The following is a 15,934-nucleotide window of genomic DNA, read 5'->3' on the forward strand; positions in this document are numbered from 1 at the left end:
CGCCGGCGGGAAGGCCCTCCAGCGTCGCGACAAGTGCGGGACCGTGGGACTCCCCCGCGGTCAGCCAACGCAGCCTGCTCAACGGTGCTCCTCAGTGCTCGCGCCCGGTACTGCCCTGCGTACGCGCGTCCTCGCGTACGGCGACGACGTCACCGGGTGCGCGACCCCGGTACGCCACCTCTGATCCTCCCACGTCCGGGCGCCGAATCCGGTCGCCGGTCCACAAGGCGGACGCGAGCGGGGCGGTCAGCGGGCGGCGAGCGCCTTCTCGCCGGCGTGCCGCATGGCCTCCAGAGGGGCCGGGGAACGCCCGGTGACCTGCTCGACCTGGAGGACCGCCTGGTGGACCAGCAGGTCGAGGCCGCTGACCACGGCACCGCCGAACATGGACCAGCGGGCCGCCAGCTCGGTGGGCCAGGGGTCGTAGAGCACGTCGAAGAGGGTCGCGGGGCGTTCGGGTACGGCGGCGGCGAGGGCGTCGGTGGTGCCGGCGGGCGTGGTGGCGATCACCAGGGGGGCGCGCAGCGCCTGCGCGGCGTCGGCCCAGTCCGCCGTACGGACGTCCACGTCGAGCCGCTCGCCCCACTGCCGCATCTCGGCGGCACGGGCCTCGCTGCGGACGTAGACGGTGATGTCGCCGGTGCAGATCCGGGCGAGGGCGGCGAGGGCGGAGGAGGCGGTGGCGCCGGCGCCGAGGATCGCGGCGGAGCCGACCTGCTCGATGCCGTGCTCGCGCAGGGCGGCCACCATGCCCGGGATGTCGGTGTTGTCGCCGAGGCGGCGGCCGTCCTCGGTGAAGACGACGGTGTTGACCGCGTCGACGGATGCGGCGGTGTCGCTGATCTCGTCCAGCAGCGGGATGACCGCCCGCTTGAGCGGCATGGTCAGGGAAAGCCCCGCCCACTCCGGCCCGAGCCTCTCGAAGAAGCCGGGCAGTCCGGCCTCGTCGACCTCGAAGCGCTCGTACGACCAGTCGGTGAGCCCGAGTTCGTCGTACGCCGCCCGGTGCAGCACCGGGGAGAGGGAGTGGGCGATGGGCTTGCCGAGGACGGCCGCCCGGCGGGCGTCAGTTGCCCGATGAGGCATTGAATTTTTCCTTGAGCTGCTGGAATTCGGCGTAGGTCTTGGCGAATTCGGTGTTGTTCTGACCGTCGGTCGCCACGAAATAGATCCAGCCGTCGTGGGTCGGATTCAGTGCCGCCATGATCGCGTCCTCGCCGGGGTTTCCGATCGGACCGGGCGGCAGGCCCTTGTGGGTGTACGTGTTGTACGGGTTGCGGTTGCTGTTGATCTCCTTCTCGGAGATGTGGATGTTGCTGGTGCCCTTGAGGTAGTTGTACGTCGAGTCGAACTGGAGCAGCTGGTTCGTCTCGTGGTTGGTGGGCTTGAGACGGTTGTAGACCACCTCCGCCATCTTGCGGAAGTCGTCGTGCGTCTTGCCCTCCGCCTGCACCAGGCTCGCGACGGTGACGAGCTCGAACGGGTTGTTCAAGCCCAGGTCCTGCGCCTTCGCGGAGAGGCCGTAGGCGTCGTACTTGGACGTGGCCTGCGCGACCATCTGCTTCAGGATCGCGTCGGGCTTCATGCCCTTGGCGGCCGGATAAGTGCCCGGGAAGAAGAAGCCCTCCAGCGGGTCCTTGATGTCGGACGCGTACTGCGTGTTCAGCGCCCAGGCCGGCAGACCGAGTTGCTTGTATTCCTGCTGGGCGGCCTTCTTGGTGGTGCCGGCGGCGAGTTCGAGTTTCCTGTCGATCGCTTCGTAGACGCCCGCATTGCGTTCGCCCGGGGTCACCACGACATTGTTCTGGCTCTTCGGGTCCAGCATCATTTTCACGGCGCTGGCGGCGGACATCTCCTTCTTCAGGAGGTATGCGCCGGCCTGGATGCTGTTGCCGCCCTTTATGTCGTTCTGCGCGTGCACGAAGGCCTCGGCGCTCTTGACGACGCCGGCCTCCTTCAGACGGTTGCCGATGTCCCAGCCGCCCGCGCCCTTGGGGATCTCGACGGTCACCGTCTCGTTGGTGCCGTCGCCCTTGTAGTCAGGGGCCGGGGCGAAACGGTTCTGGTAGAACTTGTAGCCGAAGTAGCCGACCGCGCCGAGGCCGCCGCCGAAGACCAGGACGACCACCATGCAGGCGCAGCCGGTCCGCCGCTTCTTGCCCTTGGCGGGTTTCTTTCCCTTGCCGCGCCGGTCGCGCCGACCCGCGAGCTCGTGCTCCTCGTCGTCGTCATCATCGTCGCCGCCGCCCGTGAAGAAGGGGTGCTGCTCCTCTTCCTCGGGCTCGATCTCCGGTTCCGGCTCCGGCTCCGGGCGCCTGCGACCGGGCGGCACCGGTGGCGGGTAGGCGTCCTCGGTGCCGTAGAAGTCGGGCTGCTCCCCGCCGTAGGCGACGGGCTGCTGACCGTAGGGGTCGCCGGGGTCAGCCGCGTACGGCACCTGGCCATGGGTGCCGGTCGCGTCCCAGCCGCCGTGCTGCTGGTACTCGTACTGCTGCTGGGGGTGACCGGCGTAGTGCGGGTGCCCCTGACCGTCGTAGGAGGGGTACTGCTCGTGGCCGTACCCGGGCTGCTGCTCCTGGCCCCAGTTACCGTACTGCGGCTGCTGCGGGTAGTGCTGCGGCTGGCCGCCGTAGCCGGGCTGCCGGCCGACGTGCGCCTGCTGCCCTTCCCATCCGCCGTCCCCGTACAACGGGTCCTGCGGATGCCACGGTTCGGAGCCCTGGCCCCGGCCATACTCAGTCATCGATCCCCTAGAGCCGCGAGGCCGACCGGTCACGCGACCGGTGGGCCCGCTTCCGTTCCGCCTCCTCTTGCTATGTGCCGGCTGTTCGAACACCGGCACATAGTGCGGAACGTTACCGTATCGCGATCAGATGACCACTTCGACGCCCTCGCCGGGTGCTTTACCTGACACTCGTTCGGATTCGAGGGCCTGTTGCAGGATGACGACGGCGGCGGCCTGGTCGATGACCGAGCGGCCCTTCTTCGACTTCACCCCCGATGCCCGGAGTCCCTGAGTGGCCGTCACGGTCGTCATCCGCTCGTCCACCAGGCGGACCGGCACCGGCTTGATGCCCTTGGCCAGCTCCTGGGCGAAGGCGCGGACCTTGACCGCGGCCGGGCCCTCGCCCCCCTTGAGGGAGCGAGGGAGTCCGACGACGACCTCGATCGGTTCGTACTCCTCCACCAGCTGCCTGAGCCGGCGGTGGGCGGCGGGGATGTCCCGGCCGGGGACCGTCTCCACCGGGGTGGCGAGGATCCCGTCGGGGTCGCACGAGGCGACCCCGATCCGGGCGTCCCCCACGTCGATCGCGAGGCGACGTCCTCTGCGCATTTCCGACCGTTTCCTTACGTGCCCGTTACTTGGCGGTCTCGGCGACCAGGCGCTCGACGGCGTCCACGGCCTCGCCGACGGCGGCCGGGTTCTGACCGCCGCCCTGGGCCACGTCCGGCTTGCCGCCACCGCCGCCGCCGAGGGTCTTGGCGGCGGTACGGACCAGTTCACCGGCCTTGAGGCCGCGCTCGCGGGCGGCCTCGTTGGTGGCGATGACCGTCAGCGGCTTGCCGCCCGTGACCGTGAACAGGGCCACGACCGCGGCCCGCCCGCCCTGGATGCGGCCGCGCACGTCCAGGACCAGCTTGCGCAGGTCGTCCGGCGTCGTGCCGTCCGGGACCTGGCCGGTGACAAGAGCGATGCCCCTGATGTCCTTGGCGGACTCGGCGAGACCGGCGGCGGCCTGGAGCACCTTCTCGGCGCGGAACTTCTCGATCTCCTTCTCGGCGTCCTTCAGCTTGCCGAGCATCGAGGAGACCTTCTCGGGCAGCTCCTCCGGGCGGCCCTTGAGCAGCTCGGTCAGCTGGTTGACGACCGTGTGCTCGCGGGCGAGGAAGGTGTAGGCGTCCACACCGACCAGGGCCTCGATACGGCGGACACCGGAGCCGATGGAGGACTCGCCGAGCAGCTTCACCAGGCCCAGCTGGGCGGTGTTGTGCACGTGCGTGCCGCCGCACAGCTCCTTGGAGAAGTCGCCGATGGTCACCACGCGGACGCGCTCGCCGTACTTCTCGCCGAACTCGGCGATGGCGCCCTGCTTCTTGGCCTCGTCGATGCCCATGATGTCGGCGCGGACGTCGAGGTCACGGGCGAGCACCTCGTTGATCTTCTGCTCGACGTCGGTCATCACGGCCGTCGGCACGGCGGACGGCGAACCGAAGTCGAAGCGGAAGCGGCCCGGCTGGTTCTCCGAACCGGCCTGGGCGGCCGTCGGGCCGAGGGCGTCACGCAGGGCCTGGTGGGTCAGGTGGGTGGCCGAGTGGGCGCGGGCGATGGCCTTGCGGCGGCGAGCGTCGATCGAGGCGTGGGCCTTGGCGCCGACGGTGACCTCGCCGACCTGGACCACGCCCTTGTGGACGTACACCCCCGGGACCGGCTTCTGGCAGTCGCGGACCTCGATGACGGCACCGGAGTCGACCTTGATGCGGCCGGTGTCGCCGATCTGGCCGCCGCCCTCGGCGTAGAACGGGGTGCGGTCGAGGACGATCTCGACCTCGTCGCCCTCGGTGGCGGCCGGGGAGGAGGTGCCGTCGACCAGGATGCCGACGATCGTGGACTCGCCCTCGGTGTCGCTGTAGCCGATGAAGTCGGTCTCGCCGACCTTGTCGGCGATCTCCCGGTAGGCTCCGGCGCCGGCGTGGCCGGTCTTCTTGGCCTGGGCGTCGGCCTTGGCGCGCTCCCGCTGCTCCTTCATCAGGCGGCGGAAGCCCTCCTCGTCCACGGACAGCCCCTGCTCGGCGGCCATTTCGAGGGTGAGGTCGATCGGGAAGCCCCAGGTGTCGTGGAGCAGGAAGGCCTTGTCGCCGGAGAGGACCGTGCCACCGGACTGCTTGGTCTCGGTGACGGCGGTGTCGAGGATGTTGGTGCCGGCCTTCAGCGTCTTGAGGAAGGCGTTCTCCTCGGCGAGGGCGACCTTCTCGATGCGCTCGCGGTCGGTGATCAGCTCGGGGTACTGCTGGCCCATCATGTGGATCACGGTGTCGATCAGGTCCTTGACGACCGGACCGGTGGCGCCGAGCAGGCGCATGTTGCGGATGGCGCGGCGCATGATGCGGCGCAGGACGTAGCCGCGGCCCTCGTTGCCCGGCGTGACGCCGTCACCGATGAGCATCACCGACGTACGCATGTGGTCGGTGACCACGCGCAGGGAGACGTCCGAGTCGTGGGATTCGCCGTAGGCCACGCCGGTCAGCTCGGTGGCCTTGTCGATGACGGCCATGGAGGTGTCGATCTCGTACATGTTCTGCACGCCCTGCAGAATCATGGCGAGGCGCTCCATACCGAGGCCGGTGTCGATGTTCTTGCTCGGCAGGTCCCCGAGGATCTCGAAGTTGTCCTTGCCGATGCCCTCGCCTCGCTCGTACTGCATGAAGACGAGGTTCCAGATCTCCACGTACCGCTCGTCGTTGACGGCGGGGCCGCCCTCGACGCCGAACTCGGGGCCGCGGTCGTAGTTGATCTCGGAGCAGGGGCCGCACGGGCCCGGGACGCCCATGGACCAGAAGTTGTCCTTCATGCCGAGGCGCTGGATGCGCTCCATGGGCACGCCGACGACCTCGTGCCAGATGCGCTCGGCCTCGTCGTCGTCCTTGTAGACGGTGATCCACAGGCGCTCGGGGTCGAGGCCGTAACCGCCCTTGTCCTGGGGCGTGGTGAGCAGCTCCCAGGCGTGCTTGATGGCGCCTTCCTTGAAGTAGTCACCGAAGGAGAAGTTGCCGCACATCTGGAAGAACGTGCCGTGGCGCGTGGTCTTGCCGACCTCTTCGATGTCCGGCGTGCGCACGCACTTCTGCACGCTGGTGGCGCGCGGGAACGGCGGCTTGACCTCGCCCAGGAAGTAGGGCTTGAAGGGCACCATGCCGGCGGGGACGAGGAGCAGAGTCGGGTCGTCCGCGATGAGCGACGCCGAAGGGACGACGGTGTGCCCGCGCTCCTCGAAGAAGCTCAGCCAGCGGCGGCGGATCTCAGCCGACTCCATCAGTGGTCCTCATTCCGGTTGTACGAGTACTTCGCCTGCGAAGACATCGACGTTTCGATGTACTTCGGTGTGCTCAGGTTGCTGCTGCGGTTCGTCTCGATGGCGGCGAACCGCCGGGGTGCGGGGAGTTCGGGGTCCTCGTGGATCCCGAGGGCCTCCTCCAGCTCGGCCTCCCGCACCGCCATGTTGTCGCGGACGTCGAGCGCGAAGCCCACCGCGCGGTCCTTCAGCCGCTGACCGGTCTCCAGAGCCTTGTTCGCCGCGGTGGCGGCGAGGCTCTCGGGGGTCAGCTGCTTCAGCTTGCGGTTGACCTTGGTGGTGGCCCACACACCGGCGGCAACGCCTGTGGTGAACCAGAACGTACGGCGGAACATCGCTCGGTCTCAGTCCTTACTTCCGCTTGCGTCGCGCGGCGGGGACCGTGCGGCCCACGATCACCGTACGCCGGGGCGCCTTGGCAGGCACGTCCTCCTTGCGGCCGCCCAGCGCCCGGCGCACCCCGTAGCCGAAGGCCGCGACCTTGACCAGCGGGCCGCCGAACGTGGAGGCGACGGTCGTCGACAGCGCGGAGGCGTTCGACGTGACCTCCTGGACGTCGGAGGCGATGGCGTCGACGCGGTCGATCTGGGTCTGCGCGGAACGCACCGCCTGGGAGGCGTCGGCGAGCAGCGGGACGGCCTGGTCGGTCACGTCCGCGACGAGCTTGGTGGTCGCCTTGAGCGTCTGGGCCAGCCTCACGAGTGCCACCGCGAGGAAGGAGACCAGGATCGCCCAGAAGACGGCCACCAGGATCCCGGCCACCTCTCCACCGGACACTGTGCGCACCCGCTCCCTGAAACGTGCCTCACCATCGAAAAAGTCGAGTCCGAGCCTATCGCGCCGTGGCCCGGGCTCCGTACCGGATTACCCGGCGGCGGGGACGGAGTTGCGGGAAGTGATTGTACGCAGTGAACACACTTCAGTACGCTCCGTGTCCCATGCGAGGTCCTCAGCGCCCAGGCCCCTTTCCTCACGGTGATCCGCCCCTGGAACTGACCACTTTCGTCGGGCGCTCGGCCGAACTCGCCGCGCTGGCGTCGACGCTCGGCGGGGCACGGCTGGTGACCGTGACCGGGGTCGGCGGTGTCGGCAAGTCCCGGCTGGCCGCGCGGGCCGCCGCCGGGTGGGAGCCGGGGTCGTGCGGGCGGGTCGAGCTGGCCCCGGTGCGCGATCCGCAGTTCGTGGAGTACGCGGTGGCCGAGGCGCTGGGCCTGACCGACCACACCGCCCGGCTGCCCCGTCAGTCGCTGCTGGAGCATCTCGCCGGGCGCCCGGTGCTGCTCGTGCTGGACGGGTTCGAGCATCTGGTGGAGGCCTGTGCCGAGCTGACGGCGGAGCTGCTGCGCAAGCTGCCGGAGCTGAGCGTGCTGGCCGCGGGCCGGCGGCCGCTGGGGCTGGCGGGCGAGCGGCTGTTCCCGCTGGCGCCGCTCGGCGAGGACGCGGCGGTGGAGCTGTTCACGGACCGGGCCCGGGAGCAGGGGCTGACGGTGTCCGACGGCCCCGAGGTGCGCGAGCTGTGCCGGCGGCTGGAGGGCATCCCGCTCGCGGTGGAGCTGGCGGCCGGGCGGCTGCGGGCACTGTCCCCCGGGCAGCTGCTGCAGCGGCTGGACGACCGGTTCCGGCTGCTGACCACGGGCGCCGGGCCGCGATCTGTCCCTGGGGGACCCCCGTCCCGTCATCAGACGCTGCGCACGGCGATCGGCTGGAGCCACGAGCTGTGCACGCCCGCCGAACGGCTGCTGTGGGCGCGGCTGTCGGTGTTCGCGCAGACCTTCGACCTGGAGGCGGCCGAGTACGTGTGCAGCGGGGCCGGGCTGCCCGCCGAGGACGTCCTCGACGTGCTGTCACAGCTGCTGGCCCAGTCGGTCGTCACCCGCGAGGACACCCCGGCCGGCCCCCGGTACCGGATGCTGGACACCGTCCGGGCCTACGGCGCCGAGTGGCTGGCGGCGGCCGGGGACGCGGGCCGGCTGCGCAGACGGCACCGGGACTGGTATCTGGGCCTGGCGACCTGGTGCGAGCTGGACTGGTTCTCGCCCCGGCAGCGGGAGATCGCCGAGCGGGTCGAGGCCGAGCTGCCGAATCTGCGGGCCGCGCTGGAGTTCTGTCTGACCGAGCCGGACGAGGCACATCTCGGCCAGTTCCTGGCCGGTTCGCTGTGGTTCTGCTGGGTCGGGTGCGGGCGGCTCGCGGAGGGGCGGCGCTGGCTGGAGCGCAGCGTGGAGCTGGACTCGGAGTACGAGCAGTCCCGGCTGAAGGCGCTGTGGGTGCTCGGCTATGTGGCGATCCTGCAGGGCGACACCGTGCCGGCGCTCGCGGTGCTGCGGGAGTGCCGGGAGCAGGCGGAGCGGATCGCGGACGCGACGGCGGTGGCGTACGCGGAGCACCGTACCGGCTGTCTGGCCCTGGTCAGCGATGACATGGCGCGCGCAGAAACGCTGCTGCGCTCGGCGCTGGAGCGCTATCAGGAGATCGGCGAGCTGAACAGCAACGTCCTGATGGGCCAGGTGGAACTGGCGATGACACGGGCGTTCCAAGGCGATCTGCCGGACGCGGTACGGCTGTGCGAGGACGTACGGCGGGTGTGCGAGGACCACGGGGAGCGCTGGGCTCGGTCGTACGCGCTGTATGTGCTGGCGTACGCGGCCTGGCTGGACGGCGAGCCCGCCCGCGCGCGTGAGCTGCTGGCCGACTGCCTGGGCCACGCGCACGCCTTCCGCGATCTGCTCGCCGAGGTGCTGACGCTGGAACTGCTGGCGCTGGTCACGGCGACCGAGGGCGATCCGGCCGAGGCGGCGCTGCTCCAGGGCGCGGCGGCCCGGCTGTGGCCCTCGGTGGGGCTGCCGCTGTTCGGCTCGGCGTACTACAACGCCCCGCACGAACGCTGCGAGGCGCTGGCCCGGCAAACGCTCGGGGACGCGCGGTACGAGGAGTGCGTACGGGAAGGGAGCCGGCTGGACCGGGCCGGAGCCGTGGCCCGTGCACTGGGGCAGGGCGGGGTGACGCGCCCCGAAGGGGCACGGGACCGTGTCGACGTGCGGCTCCGCCATGGGGCGCGACCAGCTCCCACCGGCCCGCAGCGCCCGAACCGGCCGGAAACACGAACCCGCCGCCTCGCCCGCCCGGCAGGACCGGGCGAGGAGACGGCGGGCTGAGGTGGTGCTGCGCCGGGGCTGGGATCAGCGGGCGTAGTACTCGACGACGAGCTGCTCGTCGCAGATCACCGGGATCTCCTTGCGGTTCGGCTCGCGGTCCAGGCGGAACGCCAGGGCCTTGAGGTTCACCTGCAGGTAGCGCGGGGTCTCACCGTCGGGGGCGAAGCCACCCTCACGGGCGATCGTGAAGAGCGTCTTCTCCTTGGAGCGGTCGCGGACCTGCACGACGTCGTCCGGGCGGACACGGAAGGACGGCTTGTCGACCTTCTGGCCGTTGACCTGGATGTGGCCGTGGACGACCATCTGGCGGGCCTGGTAGATGGTGCGGGCGATACCCGAACGCAGGACCAGGGCGTCGAGACGGCGCTCCAGCTCCACGATCAGGGCCTCACCGGTCTTGCCCTGAACCTTGGACGCGCGCTCGTAGGCGCGGACCAGCTGGCGCTCGGAGATGTCGTACTGCGCGCGCAGACGCTGCTTCTCCAGCAGACGGACCTTGTAGTCCGAGTTCTGCTTGCGGCCACGGCCGTGCTCACCCGGCGGGTAGGGGCGGGCCTCGAAGTACTTGACGGCCTTCGGGGTCAGCGCGATACCGAGGGCACGCGACTTCTTGACCTTGGGACGGGACTGGTTCGCCACTGTCTCAATCTCTTTCGTAGTGTTCGGCTCGTCAGGGTTGAGGGAGGTCGCATCCGCAGCCGGGAAAACCCGCCGGGCCCTCGATGAGGACCTGCCGGGCAGCCGCTTCCCTGGTCTGGGCACATACGTGCAGCACGCGAGTGGCCCACCGGCCGTTCCCGGAGCTCCGGGTGGTGGTGGGCTGCCCGCGACACCGATCGACGGTGCGCGACGCTCCTGGAGCCGGTCCGCGGGAGACCGGTTCTCCGGCTGGTTGTCCCGCTCTGACAGCGCAGGACTCAGCACTTCGGAGCAGTCTACAGGGTGCTCAGGAGCGCCTGCGACCGAGGTGTTTCCTGGTCCACTCGACCGCGTCGGCGTATCTGGCCTCGGTGCCGTGCCGGGTCGGGGTGTAGTACTCGCGGTCCTTCAGTGCGTCCGGGGCGTACTGCTGCTCGGCGATGCCCTCGGGCAGGTCGTGCGGGTAGACGTACCCCTGGGCATGGCCGAGCTTGGCCGCGCCCTTGTAGTGCCCGTCGCGCAGATGCGGCGGGACCGGGCCGGCCAGGCCCTTGCGTACGTCCTCCAGCGCGGCGCCGATCGCGGTGGTCGCGGCGTTGGACTTGGGGGCGAGCGCGAGGGCGATGGTGGCGTGGCTGAGGGTGAGGGCGGCCTCGGGGAAGCCGATCATGGCGACAGCCTGCGCGGCCGCGACCGCGATCGGCAGCGCGTTCGGGTCGGCCAGACCGATGTCCTCGCTCGCGGAGATCATCAGGCGCCGGGCGATGAAGCGGGGGTCCTCGCCGGCTTCGATCATGCGGGCCAGGTAGTGCAGGGCGGCGTCGACGTCGGAGCCGCGGATGGACTTGATGAGGGCGCTGGCGACGTCGTAGTGCTGGTCGCCGTCGCGGTCGTACTTCACCGCGGCCCGGTCGACCGTCTGCTCCAGGGTCTGCAGGCTGATCTCGCGCTCGCCCTGGTCCAGGGCGGCGCCGGCGGCGGCCTCCAGGGCGGTCAGAGCGCGGCGGGCGTCGCCGCCGGCGATGCGCAGCAGATGCTCGGCGGTGTCGTCGGGCAGGCCGACGGCGTCCTTGAGGCCGCGCTCGTCGCTCAGGGCGCGCTTCAGCAGGCCCCGGATGTCGTCGTCGGTGAGCGGTTCGAGGGTGAGCAGGAGGGAGCGGGAGAGCAGCGGGGAGATCACCGAGAAGTACGGGTTCTCCGTCGTGGCCGCGATCAGGGTCACCCAGCGGTTCTCGACGGCCGGGAGCAGGGAGTCCTGCTGGGCCTTGCTGAAGCGGTGGATCTCGTCCAGGAAGAGGACGGTCTCCTTGCCGTAGCCGCCGGTGGCGCGGCGGGCGCCGTCGATGACCGCGCGGACCTCCTTGACGCCGGCCGTGATCGCGGAGAGCTCCACGAACCGCTTGTTCGTCGCCTTGGAGACGACGTACGCGAGCGTCGTCTTGCCGGTGCCGGGCGGGCCCCACAGGATCACCGAGGACGGTCCGGCGGGGCCGCCGGAGCCCTCGCCGACCAGCCGGCGCAGCGGGGAGCCGGGCTTCAGCAGATGCTGCTGGCCCACGACCTCGTCGAGGGTGCGCGGGCGCATCCGCACCGCCAGGGGGCTGCCTGCCGGGTCCTTCTCCTGGCGTTCTTCCGCCGCTGCGGTGAAGAGGTCGGGTTCCACGCTGAAACCCTAAGACACGGCACTGACAATGCCGTGTCCCCCGGGTCAGGCCCAGAGCTGGCTGCCCCAGCGGGTCAGGATCAGCATGGCGATGATGCCGCAGTGGGTGACCGGGACGACCCAGGTGAACTCGGAGAAGAAGGACTTCAGCCAGCGCGGGGCCGGCAGGAAGTCGTTGCGGACGTTGAACGAGGTCACGTACCAGAACATGGTGATCGTGGCGACCCAGGCCAGCGAGCACCACAGGCACAGCGCGTTGATCCGGTACAGGGACTGGAACTGCAGCCAGGTGACGAAGCAGACGCCGAAGAGCGTGCCGAAGTTGAAGGTCAGCCAGTACCAGCGCGGGAAGCGGGCGCGGCACAGCAGGCTCATGCCGACGCAGATGACGATGCCGTAGCAGACCAGGCCGAGCATCGGGTTCGGGAAGCCGAAGGCGGCGGCCTGCTTGCTCTCCATGACGCTGCCGCAGGACACCACGGGGTTCACGCTGCAGCTGGGCGTGAAGGTCTTGCCCGCGACCTTGGCCTCAAGGATCTTGAACTTGTCGATCGTGATGACCCAGGCCGCGAGCAGTCCGGCCGCGCCGGTGATCACCAGCAGCAGGGCGAAGGCGCGGCTGCCGCCCACCGTGCGGGGTGCGTCGGCGGCACGCTCGGGCCCGGGCTCCGTCGAGACGTCTGTGACTGTCGTCTTGCTCATCCGCCGATTCCGTCGCTCAAGAGTTGGACCATCTTCGGGCACGGGTCATTGTGCCGCACGGACTTGTGTGTCCACCGTTCGGAGGACATAAGGAAGTACGCACGGTGGTCACGGACCGTTCGGTTCCGGCCGAAGCTCGGGGTCATGACAGCACACGCGAACGAATGCGCGGTGGACGTGCGGGGGCTGCGCAAGCGGTACGGGGGCGTGCGCGCGCTCGACGGCCTCGATCTCACCATCCGGCGCGGCGAGGTGTTCGGCCTGCTCGGACCCAATGGCGCGGGCAAGAGCACCACGGTGGAGATCCTCCAGGGCAACCGGTCCCGGGACGCGGGCGAGGTGTCCGTCCTCGGGACGGATCCGGCGACGGGCACGCGCGCGTGGAGATCTCGGGTGGGAATCGTCTGGCAGGACGAATCGACACCCGCCGAGTTGACGGTCCGCGAGACGGTACGGCACTTCGCCCGCTACTACCCGCGTCCGCGCGACCCGGAGGAGGTCCTCCACCTGGTCGGCCTGGAGGCGCAGGCGGACCGCCGGATCAAGTCGCTCTCCGGTGGCCGGCGGCGCCGCCTGGACGTGGCCCTCGGCGTGATCGGCGGCCCGGAGCTGCTGCTCCTGGACGAACCGACCACCGGCTTCGACCCGGCCGCCCGGCGCCGGTTCTGGGACCTGATCCGGCTGCTCGCCGACGAGGGCACGACGATCCTGCTCACCACGCACTACCTGGAGGAGGCCGAGACCCTCGCGGACCGCCTCGCCGTCGTGGCCGAAGGCCGGGTCGTCGCCGAGGGCACGCCCGACGCGCTGCGCCGCCGGTACGGGGGTGAGGCCGTAGTCACCTGGACCGGGCCCGACGGCTCCCCGCGCACGGAGCACACCGGCACGCCGACCCGCGCGGTCGCCGGCCTCATGCGCCGCTTCGACGGCGAGATCCCCGGGCTGACCGTGACCCGCCCCACCCTGGAGGACGTCTACCTACGGCTGACCGGACAGGAGGCCGTGCGATGACCACGACCGCCGTACGTGCCACCGCCCGCGCGTCCGCCGGATCCCTGCCCGGCGCCTGGCGCATCGGTCTGCTGCGGGGCGGCCTGGAGATCAGGCAGTTCTTCCGGCTGCGCGAACAGGTGGTGTTCACCTTCTCCTTCCCGGTGATGTTCCTGTTCCTGTTCGCGTCGATCTTCCACGGGCAGGTCCGGGGCGCCGGGATCACCGCCGCCCAGCTGTACGTGCCCGCGATGACGGCCTCCGGGATCATGTCGACGAGCTTCCAGTCGCTCGGCATCTCCATCGCCGTCGAGCGGGACGAGAAGGTGCTGCGGCGGCTGCGGGGCACCCCGATGCCGCCCGCGGCCTATTTCCTGGGCAAGATCTGGCTGGTTCTGTTCACCGCCGCCCTGGAGACCGCGATCCTGCTGGCCGTCGGCACCACGTTCTACGGCGTCCGCCTGCCCACCGACGCAGGCCGCTGGTTCGACTTCGCGTGGGTCTTCGTGCTCGGGCTGACCGCGTGCGCGCTGCTCGGCATCGCCATCAGCTCCGTACCCAAGTCCGCGAAGAGCGCCAGCTCGGTCGTCGTCCTGCCCTTTCTGGTCCTCCAGTTCGTCTCCGGGGTCTACATCGCCGTCGACACCATCCCCGGCTGGATGCTCGACGTCGGCGCACTGTTCCCGCTGAAGTGGATGTGCCAGGGGCTGCGGGGCGTGTTCCTGCCGGACTCCGCCAAGGTGCTGGAGCAGGCGGGCAGTTGGGAGTTCGGGCGGATCGCGCTGGTGCTGGCCGCCTGGTGCGTCGGAGGATTGGCGCTGTGCTTGCTGACCTTCAGGTGGAAGAACCGGCGCGACGGGTGAGCGGCGACCGGGCCCGGGGCGTCCATGCCTGGGACCGGTCGATCCGGATCTGGGATGCGTACTTCGCGCTGGCCTGGGCGGCCACGCTCGCCGCTCTGCTGGGCACGGAGCACCCGGTGTGGCCGGTCCGGGCCGTGGCGGCCGGCCTGCTCGTACCGCTCGTCCCCTGGTACCTGCTGGTGGGCCGCCCGCTGCTGGGCCAGAACCCGCCGGACGAGCGCCGCGCCCTGTACTACCTGGTCGGCGCGTTGGCGCTGTTCCTGCCGTCGGGGGTGCTGGCCGGCGAGACCCGGTTGCTGTCCTTCGCCCTGATCCCCCAGTGCTTCATGACCCTGCGCACACGGGGTGCGCTGGTCACGGTCACCGTGGTCAACCTGTTCCCGCTCGCGGGCTGGGCGCTGCTGTGGCGGCCTGCCACCGAGGATCTCTTCGCCAACGCGCTGTTCGCCGTGGTCGGCCTGATGTTCTCCCTGGTGATCGGCGGCTGGATCATCCGGATCATCGAGCAGAGCTGGGAACGGGCCGAGCTGATCGCCGAGTTGGACGACAGCCGGCATGAGATCTCGCGCCTGTCCGCCGCCCACGGCGCGCTCGCCGAACGCGAGCGGCTCGCCCGGGAGATCCACGACACCCTCGCACAGGGCTTCACGAGCCTGCTGATGCTGGTGCAGGCCGTGGACGCGGAACTCGACTCCGACCCCGCACAGGCCCGCCGCCATCTGGCCCTCATGGAGGACACCGCCCGCCGCAACCTCACCGAGGCCCGCGCGCTGGTCGCCGGCGGCGCGCCCGCCGACCTGGCGGGCGCCAGCCTCCCGGACGCGCTGCGGCGCCTGACCACCCGGCACGAGGCGGCACTCGACGTCACCGGCCCGGTGCGCACGCTCGCGGCCGGCGTGGAGGTGGTGGCGCTGCGCGCCTGCCAGGAGGCGTTGACCAACGCCCGTAAGCACGCCGGGAGTTCACCGCGGATCGAGGTCCGTCTCGACTATGCCGACGCCACGCTGTCGCTGTCCGTCCACGACGACGGCTGCGGCTTCGACCCCGCCGCCGTCTCGACCGGTTACGGTCTTGCCGGGCTGCGCGCCCGCGCCGCCGAGGTGGGTGGCACGGCTACCGTCCACAGCGCACCGGGCGACGGTACGACGGTGACCGTACGCCTGCCTGTGCCGACCGCCATGGGGAGTGAGCGACCGTGATCCGGATCGTCCTGGCCGACGACCATCCCGTCGTACGGGAGGGGCTGCGCGCCATGCTCAGTGCCGAGCCGGACCTGGAGGTGGTCGGCGACGCGGCGAGCGGACCGCGGGCGGAGGCGCTGGCGGCGGAACTGCGCCCGGACATCGTGCTGATGGACCTGCGGATGCCGGGCGGCTCCGGCGTCGACTCGATCGTCCGGATGACCGCCGCGGGGCTGCCGTGCCGGGTGATCGTCCTGACGACGTACGAGACGGACCGGGACATCCTGCGAGCCGTGGAGGCGGGGGCGGCGGGCTACCTCCTGAAGGACCTCCCCCGCCGCGAGTTGGCCGACGCGGTACGGGCCGCCGCGCGCGGCGAGACGGTCCTGGCCCCCTCGGTGGCGGCCCGTCTGGTCGACCAGCTGCGCACGAAACCGGAACGCCCCCGGCTCTCGGAACGCGAGACGGCCGTCCTGCGCCTGGTGGCCGACGGCTGCACGAACGCGGAGATCGGCCGCCGGCTGTTCATCGGGGAGTCGACGGTGAAGACCCATCTGCTGCGGATCTTCGGCAAGCTGGGCGTGGACGACCGGACGGCGGCGGTCACGAGTGCCATGCGGTACGGGCTGCTGGAGCAGTGAGAAGGGCGCCGGAGTCGTCTCCGGCGCCC

The 15,934-nt window shown here is 70.6% G+C and carries 15 protein-coding genes; 5 read left to right on the forward strand and 10 right to left on the reverse strand.

Features of this window, described 5'->3' with window-relative positions; all coding sequences use genetic code 11:
- The 7 genes from LE548_RS46540 to LE548_RS19335 form a co-directional block, all read right to left on the reverse strand.
- Positions 1–82: chorismate synthase (locus LE548_RS46540; RefSeq protein ID WP_225098434.1), on the reverse strand; the 82-nt coding region annotated here is incomplete at its 3' end.
- Positions 83–246: 164 nt separating this feature from the next.
- On the reverse strand, positions 247–1,086 hold the full coding sequence (locus LE548_RS19310) for a shikimate dehydrogenase (protein ID WP_225098141.1): 840 nt from the start codon (positions 1,084–1,086) through the stop codon (positions 247–249).
- A complete protein-coding gene (mltG, locus tag LE548_RS19315) occupies positions 1,067–2,743 on the reverse strand; it encodes an endolytic transglycosylase MltG (protein ID WP_225098142.1) in 1,677 nt (558 codons plus the stop codon). Before mltG ends, LE548_RS19310 begins: the two co-directional genes overlap by 20 nt.
- 126 nt (positions 2,744–2,869) lie before the next feature.
- Entirely contained in the window at positions 2,870–3,334 is a 465-nt protein-coding gene (ruvX, locus tag LE548_RS19320; RefSeq protein ID WP_225098143.1) for a Holliday junction resolvase RuvX, read from the reverse strand.
- 25 nt (positions 3,335–3,359) lie between these two features.
- Positions 3,360–6,032, reverse strand: a complete 2,673-nt coding sequence (gene alaS / locus LE548_RS19325) for an alanine--tRNA ligase (protein ID WP_225098144.1) — start codon at positions 6,030–6,032, stop codon at positions 3,360–3,362.
- Positions 6,032–6,406 (reverse strand): hypothetical protein, encoded by a 375-nt coding sequence (locus tag LE548_RS19330; RefSeq protein ID WP_225098145.1) that lies wholly within the window; start codon positions 6,404–6,406, stop codon positions 6,032–6,034. Before LE548_RS19330 ends, alaS begins: the two co-directional genes overlap by 1 nt.
- Before the next feature lie 16 nt (positions 6,407–6,422).
- Positions 6,423–6,857: a DUF948 domain-containing protein gene (locus tag LE548_RS19335; RefSeq protein WP_225098146.1), complete on the reverse strand. Its 435-nt coding sequence runs from the start codon at positions 6,855–6,857 to the stop codon at positions 6,423–6,425.
- Between the two features lie 152 nt (positions 6,858–7,009).
- Here LE548_RS19335 and LE548_RS19340 point away from each other — a divergent pair, with 152 nt between their 5' ends.
- On the forward strand, positions 7,010–9,226 hold the full coding sequence (locus LE548_RS19340) for a regulator (protein WP_225098147.1): 2,217 nt from the start codon (positions 7,010–7,012) through the stop codon (positions 9,224–9,226).
- 24 nt (positions 9,227–9,250) lie between these two features.
- Here the strand turns inward: LE548_RS19340 and rpsD are convergent, their stop codons facing one another.
- From rpsD to LE548_RS19355, 3 genes are all read right to left on the reverse strand, one after another.
- The gene (rpsD, locus tag LE548_RS19345; protein ID WP_030343860.1) at positions 9,251–9,865 is read right to left on the reverse strand and encodes a 30S ribosomal protein S4; all 615 of its coding nucleotides are present in this window, start codon (positions 9,863–9,865) and stop codon (positions 9,251–9,253) included.
- A 307-nt stretch (positions 9,866–10,172) separates the two neighbouring features.
- Positions 10,173–11,528, reverse strand: a complete 1,356-nt coding sequence (locus LE548_RS19350; protein WP_225098148.1) for a replication-associated recombination protein A — start codon at positions 11,526–11,528, stop codon at positions 10,173–10,175.
- Positions 11,529–11,573: 45 nt separating this feature from the next.
- Complete coding sequence (locus tag LE548_RS19355) at positions 11,574–12,230, reverse strand: vitamin K epoxide reductase family protein (protein WP_225098149.1); 657 nt, start codon at positions 12,228–12,230, stop codon at positions 11,574–11,576.
- Between the two features lie 144 nt (positions 12,231–12,374).
- Here LE548_RS19355 and LE548_RS19360 point away from each other — a divergent pair, with 144 nt between their 5' ends.
- From LE548_RS19360 to LE548_RS19375, 4 genes are read left to right on the forward strand one after another with little or no spacing between them, the layout of a single operon-like run.
- Positions 12,375–13,241, forward strand: a complete 867-nt coding sequence (locus LE548_RS19360) for an ABC transporter ATP-binding protein (protein WP_225098150.1) — start codon at positions 12,375–12,377, stop codon at positions 13,239–13,241.
- Complete coding sequence (locus LE548_RS19365; RefSeq protein WP_225098151.1) at positions 13,238–14,083, forward strand: ABC transporter permease; 846 nt, start codon at positions 13,238–13,240, stop codon at positions 14,081–14,083. Before LE548_RS19360 ends, LE548_RS19365 begins: the two co-directional genes overlap by 4 nt.
- A complete protein-coding gene (locus LE548_RS19370) occupies positions 14,041–15,282 on the forward strand; it encodes a sensor histidine kinase (protein WP_225098152.1) in 1,242 nt (413 codons plus the stop codon). Before LE548_RS19365 ends, LE548_RS19370 begins: the two co-directional genes overlap by 43 nt.
- Positions 15,279–15,905: a response regulator transcription factor gene (locus LE548_RS19375; RefSeq protein WP_225098153.1), complete on the forward strand. Its 627-nt coding sequence runs from the start codon at positions 15,279–15,281 to the stop codon at positions 15,903–15,905. Before LE548_RS19370 ends, LE548_RS19375 begins: the two co-directional genes overlap by 4 nt.
- Positions 15,906–15,934 lie beyond the last annotated feature (29 nt).

Source organism: Streptomyces sp. CoH27 (assembly GCF_020181035.1).
Taxonomy (GTDB): domain Bacteria; phylum Actinomycetota; class Actinomycetes; order Streptomycetales; family Streptomycetaceae; genus Streptomyces; species Streptomyces camelliae.